We start from the raw sequence: 15885 nt of genomic DNA on the forward strand, positions 1-15885 counted from the left end.
GTTGAGGGCAGGCAATCGGCCTTCCCTACTCCACCAGCAACCAGTTCTCCCGCAAGCCCTGCTCGAACCCCGCCGCCGGCAGCGGTGCCGCGTACAGGTAACCCTGCACCTCGTCGCATCCGGCATCGCGCAGGAATTCGAGCTGCTCGGGTGTCTCGACCCCTTCCGCAATCACGCGGTGACCGAGCCGGCGCCCGATGCTGATGATGGTGCTGGCAATGGCGCAGTCGTTGGCATCGGTCGGTATCCCGGTCGTGAACGAGCGGTCGATTTTCAGGGTGTGGATCGGGAACCGCTTCAGGTAGGACAGGCTCGAATAGCCGGTGCCGAAGTCGTCCAGCGAGAGCGCCACGCCCAGCGCATTGATGCGGTCCATGATGCCGATCACGCGGTCGATGTCGTGCATCAGGGTACTCTCGGTGATTTCCAGCTCCAGCCAGCAGGCGTCCAGTGCGTAGCGCGCCAGCGTGGCGGCCACGCGGGTCGGGAGCGATTCGGTGAATTCGCGGGCCGAGACGTTGACAGCCAGGCGGAACGGACGCAGGCCGGCACGCTGCCAGACTGCCGCCTGGGCGCAGGCTTGTTCCAGGACCCACTCGCCTACCTGCACGATCAGGCCCGTGGTCTCGGCCAGGGGTATGAATTCGGACGGCGGCACCAGCCCGCGCTCGGGATGGGCCCAGCGCACCAGGGCTTCGGCGCCGATGACGCGGCTGCTGCCGATGTCGAACTTCGGCTGGTAGTACAGCAGCAGCTCGCCGTGGCCGAGCGCGTGGCGCAGGCCGGACTCGATGCGCATGCGTTCGTGCATGCCCCGGTTCATGTCGAGGCTGTAGAAGGCGACGCTGTGGTCCGGGTTCGCATGCCCTTCTTTCGCGCGCGCCATCGCGATGTCGGCCATGCGCAGCAGCATGTCGGCTTCGACGCCGTCTTGCGGGAAGACGCTGATGCCGACGCTGGCGCCGATGCGCAGGTCATGGCCTTCGATCAGGAACGGCGCGTCGAGCGCGCCTTGCAGCTTCTGGGCCACCGTCGTGGCTTCGAAATGCTGGCGGATGTCGAACAGGCCGACCGCGAATTCGTCACCGGACAGGTGGGCGACCACGTCTTCCTCGCGCAGCGTGTTCTTGAAGCGCATGGCGACCTGGCGCAGCAGTTCGTCGCCGATGCGCCGGCCCAGGGTATCGTTGACCAGCTTGAAACGATTCAGGTCGATGAACAGGACGCAGCCGGTCGCGACATTGCGCTGGGCGACCATCAGGGCCTGGTCGACCAGGCGCGCGAACAGGGGCGGTTCGGCAGGCCGGTCAGTTCGTTGTAGTAGGCCAGGTGGTGCAGGCGCTCTTCGGCCAGTTTGCGCTCGGTGATATCGGTGAGATAAGCGATCAGGCCGACCGGGCGCTCTTCCATGTCGCGCAAGGGCGTCAGCGACAGGCTGGCCCAGAAGCTCTCGCCCGACTTCTTCCGGCGCCGCACTTCCATCATGCGCCCGCCGCCCTCGGCAAAGGCGTCCGGCAGGCTTTCGTCCTCGTCGACATAGAGGAACAGGATGCTTTTCCCCACCGCTTCGAGCGAGGAGTAGCCGAACAGGCGCTCGGCGCCGCCGTTCCAGCTGGTGATGTAACCCATCAGGTCGAGCGTGAGTACGGACTCGTGGATCTGGTCGAGGATCTGCGACTGGCGCGCCAGTTGCGCTTCCACGCCGGCGTAGGCGTGGGTCGCGCGCCGGGCCAGCGAATGCACTTGCAGGAGCGTGCCGGTGAGGGTCGCCAGGCCGGCTAGGTGGCGCCGGTCCTGCTCGTCGTAGTCGGGGCGCCCGCCGATTTCATAGCGGCCGTAGTAGGCGCCGTCGATGTGAATCTCTTGCAGCAGCACGCCGGGCGGGGCCACGCACGGCTCCGGCGCGCTCGGCTCGAGCGGATCGACCGCGCTGAAACGCCCTTCCGGGCTGGCCAGCAGCGCGCGTGCGATGCGCCCGAGCTCCTCGCACAGTTCCGCGCCGCGCAGGCGCATGATCGCATCGCTCAACGCCGCGCTGCAGGCAACGAAGTCGTGGCTGCGATTGACCAGCGCGCTAGACATTGCGGCCTACCTGGATCGCCCAGTGATGCGCCTGCAACTGGCTGTCCCACCAGGTGGCGGTGTCGATGCCGGCACGCGCCAGGGCGGCGGCATCGGCGCCGCATTCGCACAGCAGCAGGCGCTCGCCCAGCACGCCTGCGCGCGCCAGCAGCGCCGAACCGACGTGATCGGGCAGGCGCAGGCCGGCCAGGATCTCCGCCATCGGCATGCCGAGCAGGCGGTCCAGTAGGGAGAAGGCGCCGGTCATGTAGGCCAGGTCCTGCTCGTCGCGGTTGCCGCCGTCGCGCTTGCACAGCATTTCCAACTGGCCGGCACGCAAGGCCGCCAGCGGCAGCAGCAGGTTCGGCAGGCCGTCGGCGTCGCTGCGCGCGTAGAGCAGCAGTTGCAGCCAGCGCTGCAGCTGGCGCCGGCCCAGCACGGCGATGGCCTGGGCGTAGCTGGTGATCGTGGTGTTGACGGCGAAGGCGGCCGAATTGACCAGTTTCAGCAAATGGTAGGACAGCGCCGGATCCTGCTTGAGCAGCAGTTCGAGCTCGCGTGAATCGGCATCCGTTGCCAGCAAGGCGAGCAGGCTGAGGATACGCCGGCGCGAGGTACCGTCCTGGCCACGTTCGCCCGTGTCGCCCGCCAGCGGATAGTCGCCGCTGAACCAGGTGAAGCCGGCGCGTGCACAGGCGCGCAGGCGCTCGGCGTCGTCGACATGGTGCGCCAGGTGCGGGCCGGACAGGGCCAGCAGGCTAAGGGCCGGCGGCACGATGGCGCGCGCGTCGAACGAGACGGCGCGCAGCGCCGCCGGACGCGCCAGGCCGGGCGGCAGCGGGCCGTCGAGCATGAGCCGGTAACCGGCGTCGACGAGCGCGGCCAGGCGCTGGGCCGTGCCCTCCTGCGCCAGCACGGCGGCGGCAAAGCACAGCATGATGCGGTTCGGCGGCAACAGGGTGCACAGCTGGGGCGTGAGCTGGGCCGGATCGGCCAGCAGCAGCACGCAATCGAGAGGGGCGACCGCCGCCAGCAAGTCGGGCGGGCCGAACAGGGCCGTCACCAGCTCCGGCACCGCGGCGGCCGTCAGGTCCATTCGAAGCGCCACCCACTCGTTGTAGCCGTTCGCCACCGGGTGCAAGCGCACCAACGGGAGGGTTGTAAGGTCCAGCAAGGCCATCGGCTTCTTCGGAGTCGGTCGTTGAACAATATTAGTCGAGCACATGACCAAAAGCAACTTCATGTTTCTTAACGGATATATTAACTGTGTTGCAATCCCTGGTTAATCCACCAAGGCCGTCGTGAAGAACATGCGCTTGCTGTTTACAGCACAATCCAAGAGACGGCCCGGATTCCCGTCCATGCGCGCGGCGTTCGGGCAGCGCCGCTATGGCGCCCGCGCAGTGATTGGCCTCGCTCCGGACCCCAGGTCTATTACTACAACAAGCTCCGCGATAACGTACTGGGGAAAAAGGATGTGTTGTTGGAGCACCACTTGGCTGCCTTCATCGGTGCCGGTCCGCTGGTCGGCCCCGCGCTCGCCGCGCGAATGGGCCATCGGCCGGGCAGGATACTAATTCTTCCTGCCGGACGCGGTGCCTTGCCGCGTTGGTGCTTGCCCGCTCGCGGTGCCCGCGGCGCTGCCTTCCCTCCTGCCTTGCGCCAACGCAAAGCCGCCGCGCCTCCGCCCACGTAGTATTTTTTCTTGCAGGAATTTTTACTTCTGCAAGGAGGGCAAGCGCACGGCAGTTGCGCCCGCCCGCGTCGCCACGCTGCCCCTGCACATCGCCTTCATGCCGAATTTCGCGCGTTCCAGTCTTTACCGCAAGTTGACGACGATGTCTCTGCTCTCGACCGGCAGCGCCCTGCTCTGCATGTTCGTCGCGTTCGCATTTGCCTCGGTGCTCCACGGGCGCGAGAACGAAGGCCGCCAGCTCTCCTCGCTCGCCGGCGTGGTCGCCGCCAGCAGCGCCGACGCGCTCATCTTCAACGACCGGACCCTCGCGCTGACCCTGCTCGTCTCCCTCGAGGCCAAGCGGGAAATCTCGCGCGCCACCCTGTACGACCGCAAGGGCAAGCTGTTTGCCACCTACAGCGCGCCGGGCCATGCAGGCGAGCCGCCGGCGCCGATGCTCGATGCGGTCGACGTCGCCACCCTGGCCGCGGCCAACCTCGAAGGCGGCAGGCTTACCTCGCCGCGCCTGCGCCTGTACCGGCCGGTGCTCGGTGGTACAGGCCAGGCCGGCGTGCTCGTGATCGAACTCGACCTCATGCCGATGTGGCGTGACATCCTGCGCAGCGTGGGCGTGCTCGCCGGCGCGATGTTCGTGTCGCTGCTGGTGTCGGCGGTGCTGGCGCGGCGCTTCACGCGCAGCATCGCCGATCCGGTGACCAAGCTGATCCAGGCCGCGCAAAAGGTGTCGGTGAGCCAGAACTACACGCTGCGTGTGCAGCACGCGCGGCGCGACGAACTCGGCACCCTGATCGACAGCTTCAACGACATGCTGGCCCAGATCGAGGGCCGCGGCGCGACGCTCAGGACCCATCGCGACGAGCTCGAACGCCAGGTCTCGGTGCGTACCGAGCAGCTCGAGCGCGCCAAGAACGCGGCCGAGGCGGCCAGCCGCGCGAAGAGCGCCTTCCTCGCCACCATGAGCCACGAGATCCGCACCCCGATGAACGGCGTGCTCGGCATGACCGAAATGCTGCTCGGAACCCCGCTCAGCGAGGCCCAGCGCAACTACACGCGCCTGGTCAAGCGCTCCGGCGAGCACCTGCTGGTAATCATCAACGACATCCTCGATTTTTCGAAGATCGAAGCCGGCAAGCTGACCATCGAATACATCAACTTCAACCTCTGGGACCTGCTGGAAGACATCCACACGGTCTACACGCCGCAGGCCCAGAACAAGGGCATCGCGCTCGATTTCGACATCGCCAACGACATTCCGGTGGCGATTTGCGGCGACCCGAACCGCCTGCGGCAGATCATGGCCAACCTGCTCGGCAATGCCATCAAGTTCACCGACCAGGGCCGCATCGATGCAAGGGTGCGCGTGGCCAGCGAAGACAGCCAGGCCGTGGTGCTGCGCTTCGAGGTGCATGACACGGGCATCGGCATCCCGCGCGAGGCGCGCGGGCGCCTGTTCGAAGCCTTTTCACAGGCCGACGATTCGACCACCCGCAAGTTCGGCGGCACCGGCCTGGGCCTGGCGATCTCGAAACAGCTGGTCGAACTGATGGGCGGCGCGATCGGCGTCGACACCGCCGCGCGCAAGGGTTCGGTGTTCTGGTTTACGGTCAGCTTCGACAAGCGCCGCGTCGATCCCGACACGCCGGGCGCACAGCCGCACAGCCTGGACGGCATGCGCGTGCTGGTGGTCGACGAGGACGAGACCACCCGCGTCGCCCTCGAACGCCACCTGGCCGATTGGGATCTCGCCTGCGAAGGCGCCCCCGGCGCGCGCGCCGCGCTCGACCGGCTGGCGACCGGGGCACGCGCCGGCAAGCCCTTCGACGCCGCGATCCTCAACATGGAACTGACTCAGTCGAGCGGCCTGCTGCTGGCCGCGACGATCAAGGCCGATCCCCTGACGCGCCCGACCCGCATCATCCTGCTCAGTCCCGAGCACCTGGCGGCCGACCCGGTGCAGCGGCGCGAGGCGGGCGTGTCCTACCAGCTGATCGAACCGGCGCGCGCGGCCGACCTGTTCGCCTGCCTCGGCACCCGCGCGCGCGGCCTCACGGCGCCGGCGCCGCATTTCCTGCCGGCGCCCCTGCCGGCGTGCGGCGAGACGGCGGCGCGCGTGCGGCGCGTGCTGCTGGCCGAGGACAACCCGGTCAACGTCGAGGTGGCCAAGGCCATGCTCGAGAGCCTCGGCCTGCAGACGCAGGTGGCGCGCAATGGCCTGGAAGCCCTGGAGGCCGTGCGCAGCAAGACGTTCGAGGTGGTGCTGATGGATTGCCAGATGCCCGTGATGGACGGCTTTGCCGCCACCGCCGCGATCCGGCAGGAAGAGCGGGACACGGGCCGTCCGCGCGCGCTGCCGGTGATCGCCATCACGGCCAACGCGCTGCAGGGCGATCGCGAAGCCTGCCTGGCGGCCGGCATGGACGACTACCTGTCCAAGCCTTTCACGCAGGCAGAACTGGCCGGCGTGATCGGACGCTGGATCGCCATGCCGCTCAGCGCCAGCCTGCACCACGACGACGCCGCGCCAAGCCTGCCGGTCGAGGCGCGCGAAGTGATCCAGCGCGCCGTCATCAACGCCAAGGCACTGGAGAATATCCGCGCGCTGAGCCGGCAGGGCGGCGACGCCCTGGTGCGCAAGGTGATTGCCGCCTATGTCGGCGACACCCCGCAGCACCTGCAGACGCTGCGCCAGGCCGTCGGCGGGCAGGACACCGACACCGTGCGCCGCGTCGCCCACAGCCTGAAGTCGGCCAGCGCCAATGTCGGCGCCGAGACGCTGGCGCGCTTGTGCAAGGACCTCGAACACATGGGCCATTCCGCCAGCGTCACGGGCGCGGCCACCCTGCTGACCGACATGGAAGAAGAGTTCCAGGCGGTGCGGCAGTCACTGAACGCCATGCTCGTCTAGAGAAGGAACCTCGATGTCAGCCTCCCCTCCCCCCCAACGCGGTGTCGTGCTCGTTGCCGACGACGATCCGGTGATGCGTCTCCTGATGCTGGAAATGCTGCAGCAGGTCGGCCTCGACGGCATCGAAGCCGAGGACGGCCGCCAGGCGCTGGCGCTGGCGCTCGCACCAGGGCGCCGGCCCGACCTGATCCTGATGGACGTGGAGATGCCGCACCTGGACGGCTTCGCCGCCTGCCGCGCGATCCGCCGCGGCGACGGCGCGGGTGCGTCGGTGCCGATCGTGATGGTCACCGGCGGCGACGACATCGAAGCGGTGACCAGCGCCTACGAAGCCGGCGCCACCGACTTCGTCTCGAAACCCATCAATTGGCCGATCCTCGGGCACCGCGTGCTGTACGTGCTGCGCGCCAGCGACGCCATCGCGCGCCTGCGCATCGCCGACGCCCAGAACCGCGCCGTGCTGGCCGCGATTCCCGACACCTTCTTTCGCATGAACCGCGACGGCGTCTACCTCGACTACGAGCCGGGCCGCGGCTTTCCCAGCCGCGAGCGCGACGGCGCCGTGCCCTTCACCAGCGAGCGCTGCGTCGGCTGCCACATCAGCGAGGTGCTGCCGAAGGAAATCGCGGCGCGCATGATGGAGCAGCTCGGCGAAGTGCTCCAGTCCCAGCAGATCCGCTCGATCGAATACGAACTGCTGCGCTTCGGCGCGACCCAGCATTTCGAGGCGCGCCTGGTGGCGACCGGCCCCTCGGAAGTGCTGGGACTGGTGCGCGACATCAGCGAGCGCAAACGCAGCGAGGAGCAGATCCGGCGCCTGGCCTATTGCGACAGCCTGACCGGCATCCCGAACCGCCAGGCCTTCCTCGAAACGCTCGAGCGCGAACTGCAGCGCTCGAAGAAGGGCAACAAGAAGTTCGCGGTGCTGTTCATGGACCTCGACGCCTTCAAGCGCATCAACGACACGCTCGGGCACAATGTCGGCGACCACCTGCTGAAGATCGTTTCGGAGCGCCTGCGCGAGACGATCCGCCCGAGCGACCTGGTCTCGCGCAGCGAAGCCCTGCCCGGCGAGGTGGCCGCGGGCGACCCGTCTCCCGGCGAAACCTCGGCCACCAACCTGGCGCGCCTGGGCGGCGACGAGTTCACGATCCTGATTCCCGACCTCGAGCGCGTCGAACATGCGCTCAATGTCGCGCACCGGGTCAAGGAAGCGATGCGCCGTCCCTTCCTGATCGACGGCCACGAAATCTTCGTCACCGCCAGCATCGGCATCTCGCTGTTCCCGGAAGACGGCGACGATTGCAATTCGCTGCTCAAGTTCGCCGACACGGCCATGTACCACGCCAAGAACTGCGGCAAGAACAACGCCAAGCTGTACAGCTCTTCGCTGACCATGCAGATCATGAGCCACGTGAAACTCGAGGTCGGCCTGCGCAAGGCCTTGCAGAACGACGAACTGTACCTGCTGTACCAGCCGCAACTGGATGTGCGTTCGCTCGAGATCGTCGGCGTCGAGGCGCTGGTGCGCTGGCGCCACCCCGAGCGCGGCATCGTCTCGCCGACCGAATTCATTCCGCTGGCCGAGGAAACCGGCCTGATCGTGCCGATCGGCGAATGGGTGCTGCGCACCGCCTGCCGCCAGGCGCGCGCATGGCAGCAGGCGCTGCGGCGCCCGGTGCGCATGGCGGTGAACCTGTCGGCCAAGCAGTTCAAGGACGAGAACCTGTCGCAGATCGTGCTCTCGGCCCTCGACGACACCGGGCTCGATCCGAAGCTGCTCGAACTCGAACTGACCGAGGGCACGCTGATGGACGACGCCAAGGCGACCATGGCTACCCTGGAGCAGCTGCGCGGCATCGGCGTCTACCTGTCGATCGACGACTTCGGTACCGGCTACTCGTCGATGAACTACCTGAAGCGCTTCGAAGTGCGCGCCCTGAAAATCGACCGCAGCTTCATTTGCGGCCTGCCGCAGGATTCCGAAAACGCGGCCATCACGCGCGCCATCATCGCGATGGCGCATGGCTTGAAGATGGCGGTGGTGGCCGAAGGCGTCGAGACCGACGAGCAGCTGGTCCTGCTCGAGCAATTCGGCTGCGACCTGGTGCAAGGCTACTTCCTCGGCCATCCCTCCTGTCCGGACACGATCACGCGCATGCTCGACCCGGTGCGCCTGATCCTGCCGGCCTCCTGAGGTTCAAGGCGCGAGCGTCAGCGTATGGCGCGCCGGTCCCGGCAGCAGCGGCTGCGGCCGGGCCCGCACCCAGTCGTCATGCCCGTGCAGGAACCAGGGCGACAGCGGATGGCCGCTCTGCCCGCCCGGCATGTTGAACAGTCCCGCTTCCTCGCGGCCGGGCGACACCGTCATCCGTTCCGACTGGCCGAACCTGGGACCGGCCACGCGCGGCATGTGGGCGTCGCCGGCCAGCTGGTCGGGCGGCACGCCGAGCCAGCGTCCCAGCAGGGGCATCGCCGCGGCGATCGGATGGCCGAAGGCGGCCGTGTTGCGCCGGCCCCAGGTCGCCCGTTCCAGCGGCACGCCTTCGCGTGCGAGCTGCGCGATCACGCGGTCGATCGCCGCCAGCTGCACCTCGCGCCAGCTACGCCGGCCGGGCGGCAGCCAGGCGCGCGGCTGTTCGTCGAGCAGGCGCGCGACCAGCGCCGGCCAGCGCGGATTGGCCAGCGCCATCGTCGCTTTCGGATCGAGCGCCGCCATGCGCGCATCGACGCCGGCGAACAGGCCGTCGTGCAGCGCCCACATAAAATCGCGCGCCAGCCGGTAGCCGACCGAATCGACGTCGGCGCGGCCGTTCCAGCTCGTTTCGAGCAGGCGCCGGAAAGCGGCGCGGCGCGGCTGTCCCGCCACCCCTTCCCCGTCGAGCACGGCAAGCGCGCGCCGGCGCCAGCCGGCGATGAAGAGCGCGCGGTCGTCGAGCGCCGCCGCGAAGGCCCCTGCCTCGTCGGCGCGCGCCCCGAGCCGGTGCAGGCGCTCGCGCAGCTGGCTGGCGCGCGCGCCCAGGTCGAAGCCGCCGTCCCCCAGCAGCGCGCTGCCGGGTCCGAGTAGCTGGCGGTTGTTGGCGGTCGACACCTGGCCGCCGGGGGGATTGAACACGCGCGGATAGGCGTCGGGGGCAAGCAGCCCGTTCCAGGCGCGCGCGCTCTCGCCTGCCGGCAGCGGGAAGCCGGCCGCGTGGCCGTCGCCCGTACGCCGCGGCAGGCGGCCGGCGATCGTCCAGCCGATGTTCCCGGCGGCGTCGCCGGCGACGAAATTCTGGGCGGGGATGCCGTCGACCGCCGCGATCGCCAGCGCCTCCGCCACCGTCCCGGCCTCCTCCAGGCGCCGATGACCGAGGTTGACGGCGCCCGGCGCGTGGGCGACCCAGTGCAGCGCATAGGTCTTGCCGCCGGCCTCGCGCAGCGGGCCGAAAGCGGTCTCGCGCACTACCAGCCGCTCGGGCGGGACGCCCTTCGCCGCGATCGTCTCGACGTGCTCCCGCGGGCGCTCCCATCCCGCGGGCGTGCGCACTTCGCCCGGCCGCGCACTCGAGAAGCCGACTTCGACCAGGTCGATGCAGTCGCCATAGCTGTTCGTGAAACCCCAGGCGAGCCGGCCGTTGCTGCCGGCGATCACCAGCGGCGGTGCGCCCGGCAGCGTGACCCCGGCCAGGCGGCGCTCGCCGCCCCGCCCGTCCGGATAGCGCAACGCCAGGCGGTACCAGATGTTCGGCAGTTGCAGGCCGAGGTGCATGTCGGCGCCGACGATCGCCGCGCCCGAGATGCTGCGGCTGCCGGCGATCGCGAAGTTATTGCTGCCGACCATGTCGCCCGCCCCGAGCCTGGCCCGGGGCGCGGCCGCGCCGGCCGCGCCGCCCCACCAGGCCGGTGCGGTGGCAGGCAGCGGCGCTACGGCCAGCGCCGCCGCGCCGTCGAGCGGCGCGTCCCAGGCCGATGCCTGCGGCAGCAGGAAGGCCAGTTGCGCGCTGTCGCTGTGCGCGCGCAGCCAGCCGCGCGCCAGTTCGCGCGCCTCCTGGCTGCCTTGCAGGTCGATGAACATGGCCCACACCGCCAGCAGCGAATCCTCGGCCCGCCACGGCCGCGGCGCGGTCGCGGTCAGCAGGTATTCGAAGGGACGCGCGCCGAGCGCCTGCATGCCGTCGTTGACGCCGGCGGCATACTTGTCGAGGAAGACGCGGTCGGCCGGCGGGAGCGCCGCCAGGGCGCGCAGCGCGCGGGCGCGAAAGCGGTGCAGGCGGCGCGCCCGGTCGAGCGGCACGGCGCGCGGACCGAACAGTTCGGCCAGTTCGCCGCCGGCGGTGCGGCGCAGCAGGTCCATCTGGAAGAAGCGTTCCTGGGCATGCACGAAACCGGTGGCGTAGGCGACATCGAGCCGGCTGGCGCCGCGGATCAGGGGCACGCCCGCGCCATCGCGCGCCACCGTGACGGCCGCCGCCAGCGCCGGCGCCGCGTGCCTGCCGTCGAGCTGGGGCAGGCTGGCGCGCAGCAGCAGCCAGGCGCCCAGCGCGGTCGGCAACAGCGCTCCCGCCAGGATCAGGGCCAGGCACCGGATCCGGCTCTTCCAGCCGCGTGCGCGCATCGTTCCCCCTGCTGTTTCTGCTTGTGCGTTCGATCTTGCCAGAAAAGCCACATCCGTGAAAGCCATGCGGGCCAACCCATGCAGCGCGCATGGCGGACCCAGGGGCGGTCCGATTGGACCGGATCGAGCAGTGTTCTGATTCTTGCGCTAAGCTCGAAACCAGTGAAGTCCACTGCAAAAGGAGCTCGCAATGCGTACAACCATCGTACTGGCGGCAGCACTGCTGCTGAGCGCCTGCGCCACTCCGCAAGAACGCGCGGCGCGCAAGCAGGCGGAAATGGCGGACATGATCGCCGTCTACGGTCCGGCCTGCGACCGACTCGGCTATGCCCAGCAATCGGACCCATGGCGCAACTGCATCATCAGCCTGAGCACGAAGGACGAGATGCAGCGGTATGGCACCCACCCCGGCTATGTCGGGCCGTGGGGTCCACGCTACTGGGCCGGCGGTTACTGGGGACGCGGCTGGTGAGCGTCCAGGCCGGTCGGCCCGGAGCCGAGCCCGGAACGCCGCGGCGACGCGGGCGTCGACGAGGCCGCGCGCGGCCATTCCGGGATACCGACACGATGGCCGCAGCGTGGCCCGATTACTCTTACGCCACGGTTCCCGGCTGCAAGGCCAGCAAACGCCGCGCGCACTCGGCCTTGGTGACGGCGTCGCGCGTAGCCAGCAAGCGCTCGACCAGGCGCCGGGCATGCGCCATCAGGTGCGGGTGGCGCACGTCGGGCGGGTGCAGGGACAGGCGCATCAGCGGCGCGCCGGCCATGCAGTGCGCGGCCAGGCTGGCGGCGAGCGGCGACAGCGCGCGGCCGCTGCGGTTCCTGGCCGTGTACACGAGGGAAGGCGCAAATAGCGAGCGGCCCTGGCGCAGCAGGTGAAAGCGGGTGAAGGTCGTGGTGTACGAGAACGCGAACTCCGGCAGCACGCGCCAGGAAGCCGGGCCCAGCAGCCAGGCCGGTGGCACGAAGCCCGACACCGGCCAGTCGCGCTGGCGGAACCATTCGAGCCCGAGCGCGATGCGCTCGCGCGCCTCGTCGGCGGCCAGGGCCGCGAACTCGCCTTCGCGCTGGGTGTAGACGCCGCGCAGGAAGCGCTGGCGCAAGCCGGGCGAGCGCCGGGCCGTATCGAGATGGGTATAGCCATGCAGCGCCAGCTCGTCGCCGCGCGCCAGCGCCGCGTCCAGGCCGGCACGCATGGCGCGTTCGTCGTCGGTGCGGTCGTGGTAGCGCGGCACGACCAGCCATGTCAGGCGCACGTCGGCCACCTCGCGCATGGCCCGTGCCAGGCGCGCGCATTCTTCCCAGGTACCGGGTGCGACGTCGTGGATCGACACGCACAGCATGGGCGGCTCGGCCGGCGGCGGGGGCGTTTCAGTCGCTGACACAGATGCTCCTCGCTCCGGGTTCGTCCAGCCCGCGCGTGCCGAGCACGGCCTGGTAGCGGCGCATGACCTGGGGCAGGATTTCGTTCCAGTCGTAATGTTCGGCCGCCTTGCGCCGCGCATTGGCGCCCAGCGTGGCCAGGTCGCGCTCCCAGATCGCTTCGATGGCGCCGGCCAGGCTGTCGAGGCAGTTCGGCTGCGCCAGCAGGCCGGTGTGCTCGTCGACCAGCTCGGCCACGCCGCCGCCGGTGGTGGCCACCACCGGCAAGCCGCAGGCCATGGCTTCGAGCACGATCAGGCCGAAGGTTTCGCAGTCCCCCGGATGCACCAGCACGTCGCAGCTGGCCAGCAGGCGCGCCAGATGGCGCTGGTTGCGCTTGAACGGAATATAGGTGATCTGCGGATGGCGCGGCAAGTCCAGTCCGTCGCCGATCATGATCAGGTGATAGGGCCGGCCCAGCTTGCGCACCGCCTCGATCAGGAGCGGCAGTTTTTTCTCGAACGTGAAGCGGCCCGCGTAGACGAGCAGGCGCGCATCGTCCGGCAGGTGCAGGTGCGCGCGCAGGGTCTCGACCCGGCGCCCGGGATGGAACACGCTGCTGTCGATGCCGAGTGGCTGGTGGCGCGCGTCGTGCACGCCCATCTCGTGCAGCTGCTCGACCATGACGCGGCTGGGCGCGAGCACGAGGTCGAACTGGCGGTACAGGTGCGCCAGGTACTTGCAGGTGGCCGCTTGCGCCGTCTGGCCGAAGCGCGGGCCCACCAGGCGCGGCAGGTCGGAGTGGTAGAAGGCGACGGCCGGCACGCCGAGCCGGCGGCGCATCCGCAGCGCGGCCCAGGCGCTGTGGCCGGCGTCGCCGGCTTCGATCAGGTCGGGCCTGGCCTGGCGCAGCAGGCGCGCGGGCGCCCGGACCGACACCGGCATGCGAAAGCCGTTGATGCCGGGCAGCGCGAAGGCCGGCACGCGTACCAGGGCGGGTGCGTCGCCGCCGCTGTCGACGTTGGGGCTGAGGATGGTGTGCTGGACGCGGCCATGGCGCGCCAGCCAGCGCGCCTTGGCATTGAGATAGGTGCTCACGCCATTGCCTTCGGTGGCGTAAAACATCGTGATGTCGACGAGGTGCATGCTTGCGGGTCCGCTGGGTGTGAGTCCACGATAGCAGTGGACTTTCGATCCCGATTGCGTGCACGCAAACGCCTACCGCCACCAGTCCGTGTCTACCGCCTCATGGGTCTTGTCAGAAAATTATGCACTACGCCGATCAAGCATGGCGCGCGCGATGGTGCCGGCGTCGACATATTCGAGTTCGCCACCCACGGGCACGCCGCGCGCCAGGCGGCTGACCTTCAGCCCGCGCGCCTTGAGCATCTCGCTGATGTAGTGGGCGGTCGCTTCGCCCTCATTGGTGAAATTGGTCGCAAGCACCACCTCGGCCACGACGCCATCGGCCGCGCGGCCGACCAGCTTGTCGAGGTGCAGGTCTTTCGGACCGATGCCGTCCAGCGGCGACAGCCTTCCCATCAGCACGAAGTACAAGCCCTTGTAGGTCAGGGTCTGCTCGATCATGATCTGGTCGGCCGGGGTTTCGACGATGCACAGCAGGCTGCGGTCGCGCGCCTCGTCCGCACACATGTCGCACACTTCGGTGTCGGCAAAGGTATTGCACATCGCGCAATGGTGCACCGAATCGACCGCCTGGTAGAGCGCGCGCGAGAGCATCGCCGCGCCCTCGCGGTCGTGCTGCAGCAAATGGAAAGCCATGCGCTGGGCCGACTTGGGACCGATGCCGGGCAGGCGGCGCAATGCCTCGGTCAGGAAGTCGAGCGACTTGGACATGCTAGGCCGCGCGCCAGGCGTCGAGCGCCCCGGCCGTCATGGTCGGCACGAATTCGGTGATCGCGTAGCGCGCCAGGTTGGCGCGCGCGAACGGATCCTCGCCCAGCACCGCTTCCAGCGCGGCCCGGCTCGGCGCGTCGGCGACGATGATGCCGCCGTCGCGCGGCACCTTGCGGCCCGACATCAGGAAGGTTCCGGCCGCATAGTGCGCCGCGAGAAAGTCGCGGTGCGCGGCCAGGTGCGCATCGACTTCGTCGAGGGGCGCGGTATAGCTGAGCGATACGATGAACATGAATGCGCCGGTATCAGAAAGGCATCTTGAAGCCGGGCGGCAAGCCAGGCATGCCGGCGGTCAGGCCGCTCATCTTTTCGGCGGAAGTGGCCTCGGCCTTGCGCACGGCGTCGTTGAAGGCGGCGGCGACCAGGTCTTCCAGCATGTCCTTGTCCTCGGCCAGCAGCGAGGGATCGATCTGCACGCGCTTGACGTCGTTCTTGCAGGTCATCGTCACCTTCACCAGGCCGGCGCCCGACTGGCCTTCGACTTCGATCAGGGCCAGCTGCTCCTGCGCCTTCTTCATGTTGTCCTGCATGGCCTGCGCCTGTTTCATCAAGCCTGCGAGCTGGTTCTTCATCATGGTGTGGTTCTCCAATTAATCGTTGAAAAGGGTGTCAGACGGGCGGACGCACCGAACCGGGCACGACGAAGGCGCCCAGCGTGCGTTCCAGCTCCTGCACGAACGGATCGCCGGCGACGATGGCTTCGGCCAGGCGCTGGCGCTCTTCCCGCGCCGCTTTCGCCTCGGCGCTGGCCGTGTACCAGACCGGACCGATTTCGGTCTCGACCGTGATCCGCTTGCCGGGAAAGCGCTCCTGCAAGGCGGCCTGCAGTTTGTCGCTATTGCCGCTGGCGCGCAGCGTATCGACCGGCACCCGCAGGCGGAAAACGGCCGCATTGGCGTTGACGTCGGCATCGGCGTGGCAGTCGATCAATTCCGTCTGCAGGGCGAGCTGCTGCGACACGCCGCGCAGCGGCAAGGCCGCGGCCAGGGCCGGCCAGTTGCCGTCCCAGTCCAGGCCCGGGACCGGCGTGACCACGTAGGCGTGCGGCGGCGCGAGCGGCGCGCGCGCCGCGGCCGGCGCGTTCACCGGCGCGGCCACGGCCGCGATGGCGGCTTCGGCCGCCGCTTCGTCGGCGACGGCGGTGTCGTCGGAAAACTCGGTGACCCAGGAAGGCGGCCCGTCTTCGGCGGGACTGTCCCCGTACTGGCCGCGCGCCTGGGGCGGCTGCGGGCGCGCCTCGCCCTGCGCCGGGGCCTGGCTCCACGGCGGCGGCGTCATGCCGGCCGCGGGTGCCGGCGGCGCGGCGGCCGGCGCCATGGGCGCGCCCGTCGCCGCCGGCGCGCCGGC

General features: G+C 69.3%; 11 protein-coding genes and 2 pseudogenes. 4 read left to right on the forward strand and 9 right to left on the reverse strand.

Translation table 11 applies throughout. From position 1 onward, the window contains the following. Positions 1-25 precede the first annotated feature (25 nt). Together ACFPOU_RS09500 and ACFPOU_RS09505 are read right to left on the reverse strand one after the other, a co-directional pair. A pseudogene (locus tag ACFPOU_RS09500) lies at positions 26-2082 on the reverse strand (putative bifunctional diguanylate cyclase/phosphodiesterase). Further along, the gene (locus ACFPOU_RS09505; protein ID WP_379719840.1) at positions 2075-3241 is read right to left on the reverse strand and encodes an HDOD domain-containing protein; all 1167 of its coding nucleotides are present in this window, start codon (positions 3239-3241) and stop codon (positions 2075-2077) included. The pseudogene ACFPOU_RS09500 and the gene ACFPOU_RS09505 overlap by 8 nt, the downstream one beginning before the upstream one ends. A gap of 171 nt (positions 3242-3412) precedes the next feature. Here ACFPOU_RS09505 and ACFPOU_RS09510 point away from each other — a divergent pair, with 171 nt between their 5' ends. From ACFPOU_RS09510 to ACFPOU_RS09520, 3 genes are all read left to right on the forward strand, one after another. Then, positions 3413-3757, forward strand: a complete 345-nt coding sequence (locus ACFPOU_RS09510) for a carbon starvation CstA family protein (RefSeq protein ID WP_379719862.1) — start codon at positions 3413-3415, stop codon at positions 3755-3757. Between the two features lie 142 nt (positions 3758-3899). Further along, positions 3900-6662, forward strand: a complete 2763-nt coding sequence (locus ACFPOU_RS09515) for a response regulator (protein WP_379719842.1) — start codon at positions 3900-3902, stop codon at positions 6660-6662. A 13-nt stretch (positions 6663-6675) separates the two neighbouring features. Next, positions 6676-8859: a putative bifunctional diguanylate cyclase/phosphodiesterase gene (locus ACFPOU_RS09520; protein WP_379719844.1), complete on the forward strand. Its 2184-nt coding sequence runs from the start codon at positions 6676-6678 to the stop codon at positions 8857-8859. Between the two features lie 3 nt (positions 8860-8862). Here ACFPOU_RS09520 and ACFPOU_RS09525 read toward each other — a convergent pair whose 3' ends face one another. Continuing rightward, entirely contained in the window at positions 8863-11259 is a 2397-nt protein-coding gene (locus ACFPOU_RS09525; protein ID WP_379719846.1) for a penicillin acylase family protein, read from the reverse strand. Positions 11260-11449: 190 nt separating this feature from the next. On the opposite strand from ACFPOU_RS09525, the gene ACFPOU_RS09530 reads away from it, so the two are divergent. Continuing rightward, positions 11450-11731 carry a hypothetical protein gene (locus ACFPOU_RS09530; protein WP_379719848.1) on the forward strand — a complete coding sequence of 94 codons (282 nt, stop codon included), beginning with the start codon at positions 11450-11452 and terminating at the stop codon, positions 11729-11731. A gap of 121 nt (positions 11732-11852) precedes the next feature. Here ACFPOU_RS09530 and ACFPOU_RS09535 read toward each other — a convergent pair whose 3' ends face one another. The 6 genes and pseudogenes from ACFPOU_RS09535 to ACFPOU_RS09560 form a co-directional block, all read right to left on the reverse strand. After that, positions 11853-12644 carry a DUF2334 domain-containing protein gene (locus ACFPOU_RS09535; protein WP_379719850.1) on the reverse strand — a complete coding sequence of 264 codons (792 nt, stop codon included), beginning with the start codon at positions 12642-12644 and terminating at the stop codon, positions 11853-11855. Beyond that, positions 12631-13767, reverse strand: a complete 1137-nt coding sequence (locus ACFPOU_RS09540) for a glycosyltransferase family 4 protein (protein WP_379719852.1) — start codon at positions 13765-13767, stop codon at positions 12631-12633. Before ACFPOU_RS09540 ends, ACFPOU_RS09535 begins: the two co-directional genes overlap by 14 nt. Positions 13768-13887: 120 nt before the next feature. Beyond that, positions 13888-14478 (reverse strand): recombination mediator RecR, encoded by a 591-nt coding sequence (gene recR, locus ACFPOU_RS09545; protein WP_379719854.1) that lies wholly within the window; start codon positions 14476-14478, stop codon positions 13888-13890. 1 nt (position 14479) lies between these two features. Further along, on the reverse strand, positions 14480-14770 hold the full coding sequence (locus ACFPOU_RS09550) for a YciI family protein (RefSeq protein ID WP_379719856.1): 291 nt from the start codon (positions 14768-14770) through the stop codon (positions 14480-14482). 13 nt (positions 14771-14783) lie between these two features. Further along, entirely contained in the window at positions 14784-15113 is a 330-nt protein-coding gene (locus ACFPOU_RS09555; RefSeq protein WP_379719858.1) for a YbaB/EbfC family nucleoid-associated protein, read from the reverse strand. Positions 15114-15147: 34 nt separating this feature from the next. Further along, positions 15148-15885 (reverse strand): annotated as a pseudogene (locus ACFPOU_RS09560) (DNA polymerase III subunit gamma/tau); the annotation flags it as partial.

The sequence above is a fragment of the Massilia jejuensis genome (assembly GCF_042656795.1).
In the GTDB taxonomy this organism is placed as follows: Bacteria; Pseudomonadota; Gammaproteobacteria; order Burkholderiales; family Burkholderiaceae_D; genus Telluria; species Telluria jejuensis.

Bases quoted from the DNA above. Each gene is read 5' to 3' on its own strand.
- ACFPOU_RS09505 (WP_379719840.1), bottom strand. From the start codon at position 3,241: ATGGCCTTGCTGGACCTTACAACCCTCCCGTTGGTGCGCTTGCACCCG.
- ACFPOU_RS09515 (WP_379719842.1), top strand. From the start codon at position 3,900: ATGTCTCTGCTCTCGACCGGCAGCGCCCTGCTCTGCATGTTCGTCGCG.
- ACFPOU_RS09520 (WP_379719844.1), top strand. From the start codon at position 6,676: ATGTCAGCCTCCCCTCCCCCCCAACGCGGTGTCGTGCTCGTTGCCGAC.
- ACFPOU_RS09525 (WP_379719846.1), bottom strand. From the start codon at position 11,259: ATGCGCGCACGCGGCTGGAAGAGCCGGATCCGGTGCCTGGCCCTGATC.
- ACFPOU_RS09530 (WP_379719848.1), top strand. From the start codon at position 11,450: ATGCGTACAACCATCGTACTGGCGGCAGCACTGCTGCTGAGCGCCTGC.
- ACFPOU_RS09540 (WP_379719852.1), bottom strand. From the start codon at position 13,767: ATGCACCTCGTCGACATCACGATGTTTTACGCCACCGAAGGCAATGGC.
- recR (WP_379719854.1), bottom strand. From the start codon at position 14,478: ATGTCCAAGTCGCTCGACTTCCTGACCGAGGCATTGCGCCGCCTGCCC.
- ACFPOU_RS09550 (WP_379719856.1), bottom strand. From the start codon at position 14,770: ATGTTCATCGTATCGCTCAGCTATACCGCGCCCCTCGACGAAGTCGAT.
- ACFPOU_RS09555 (WP_379719858.1), bottom strand. From the start codon at position 15,113: ATGATGAAGAACCAGCTCGCAGGCTTGATGAAACAGGCGCAGGCCATG.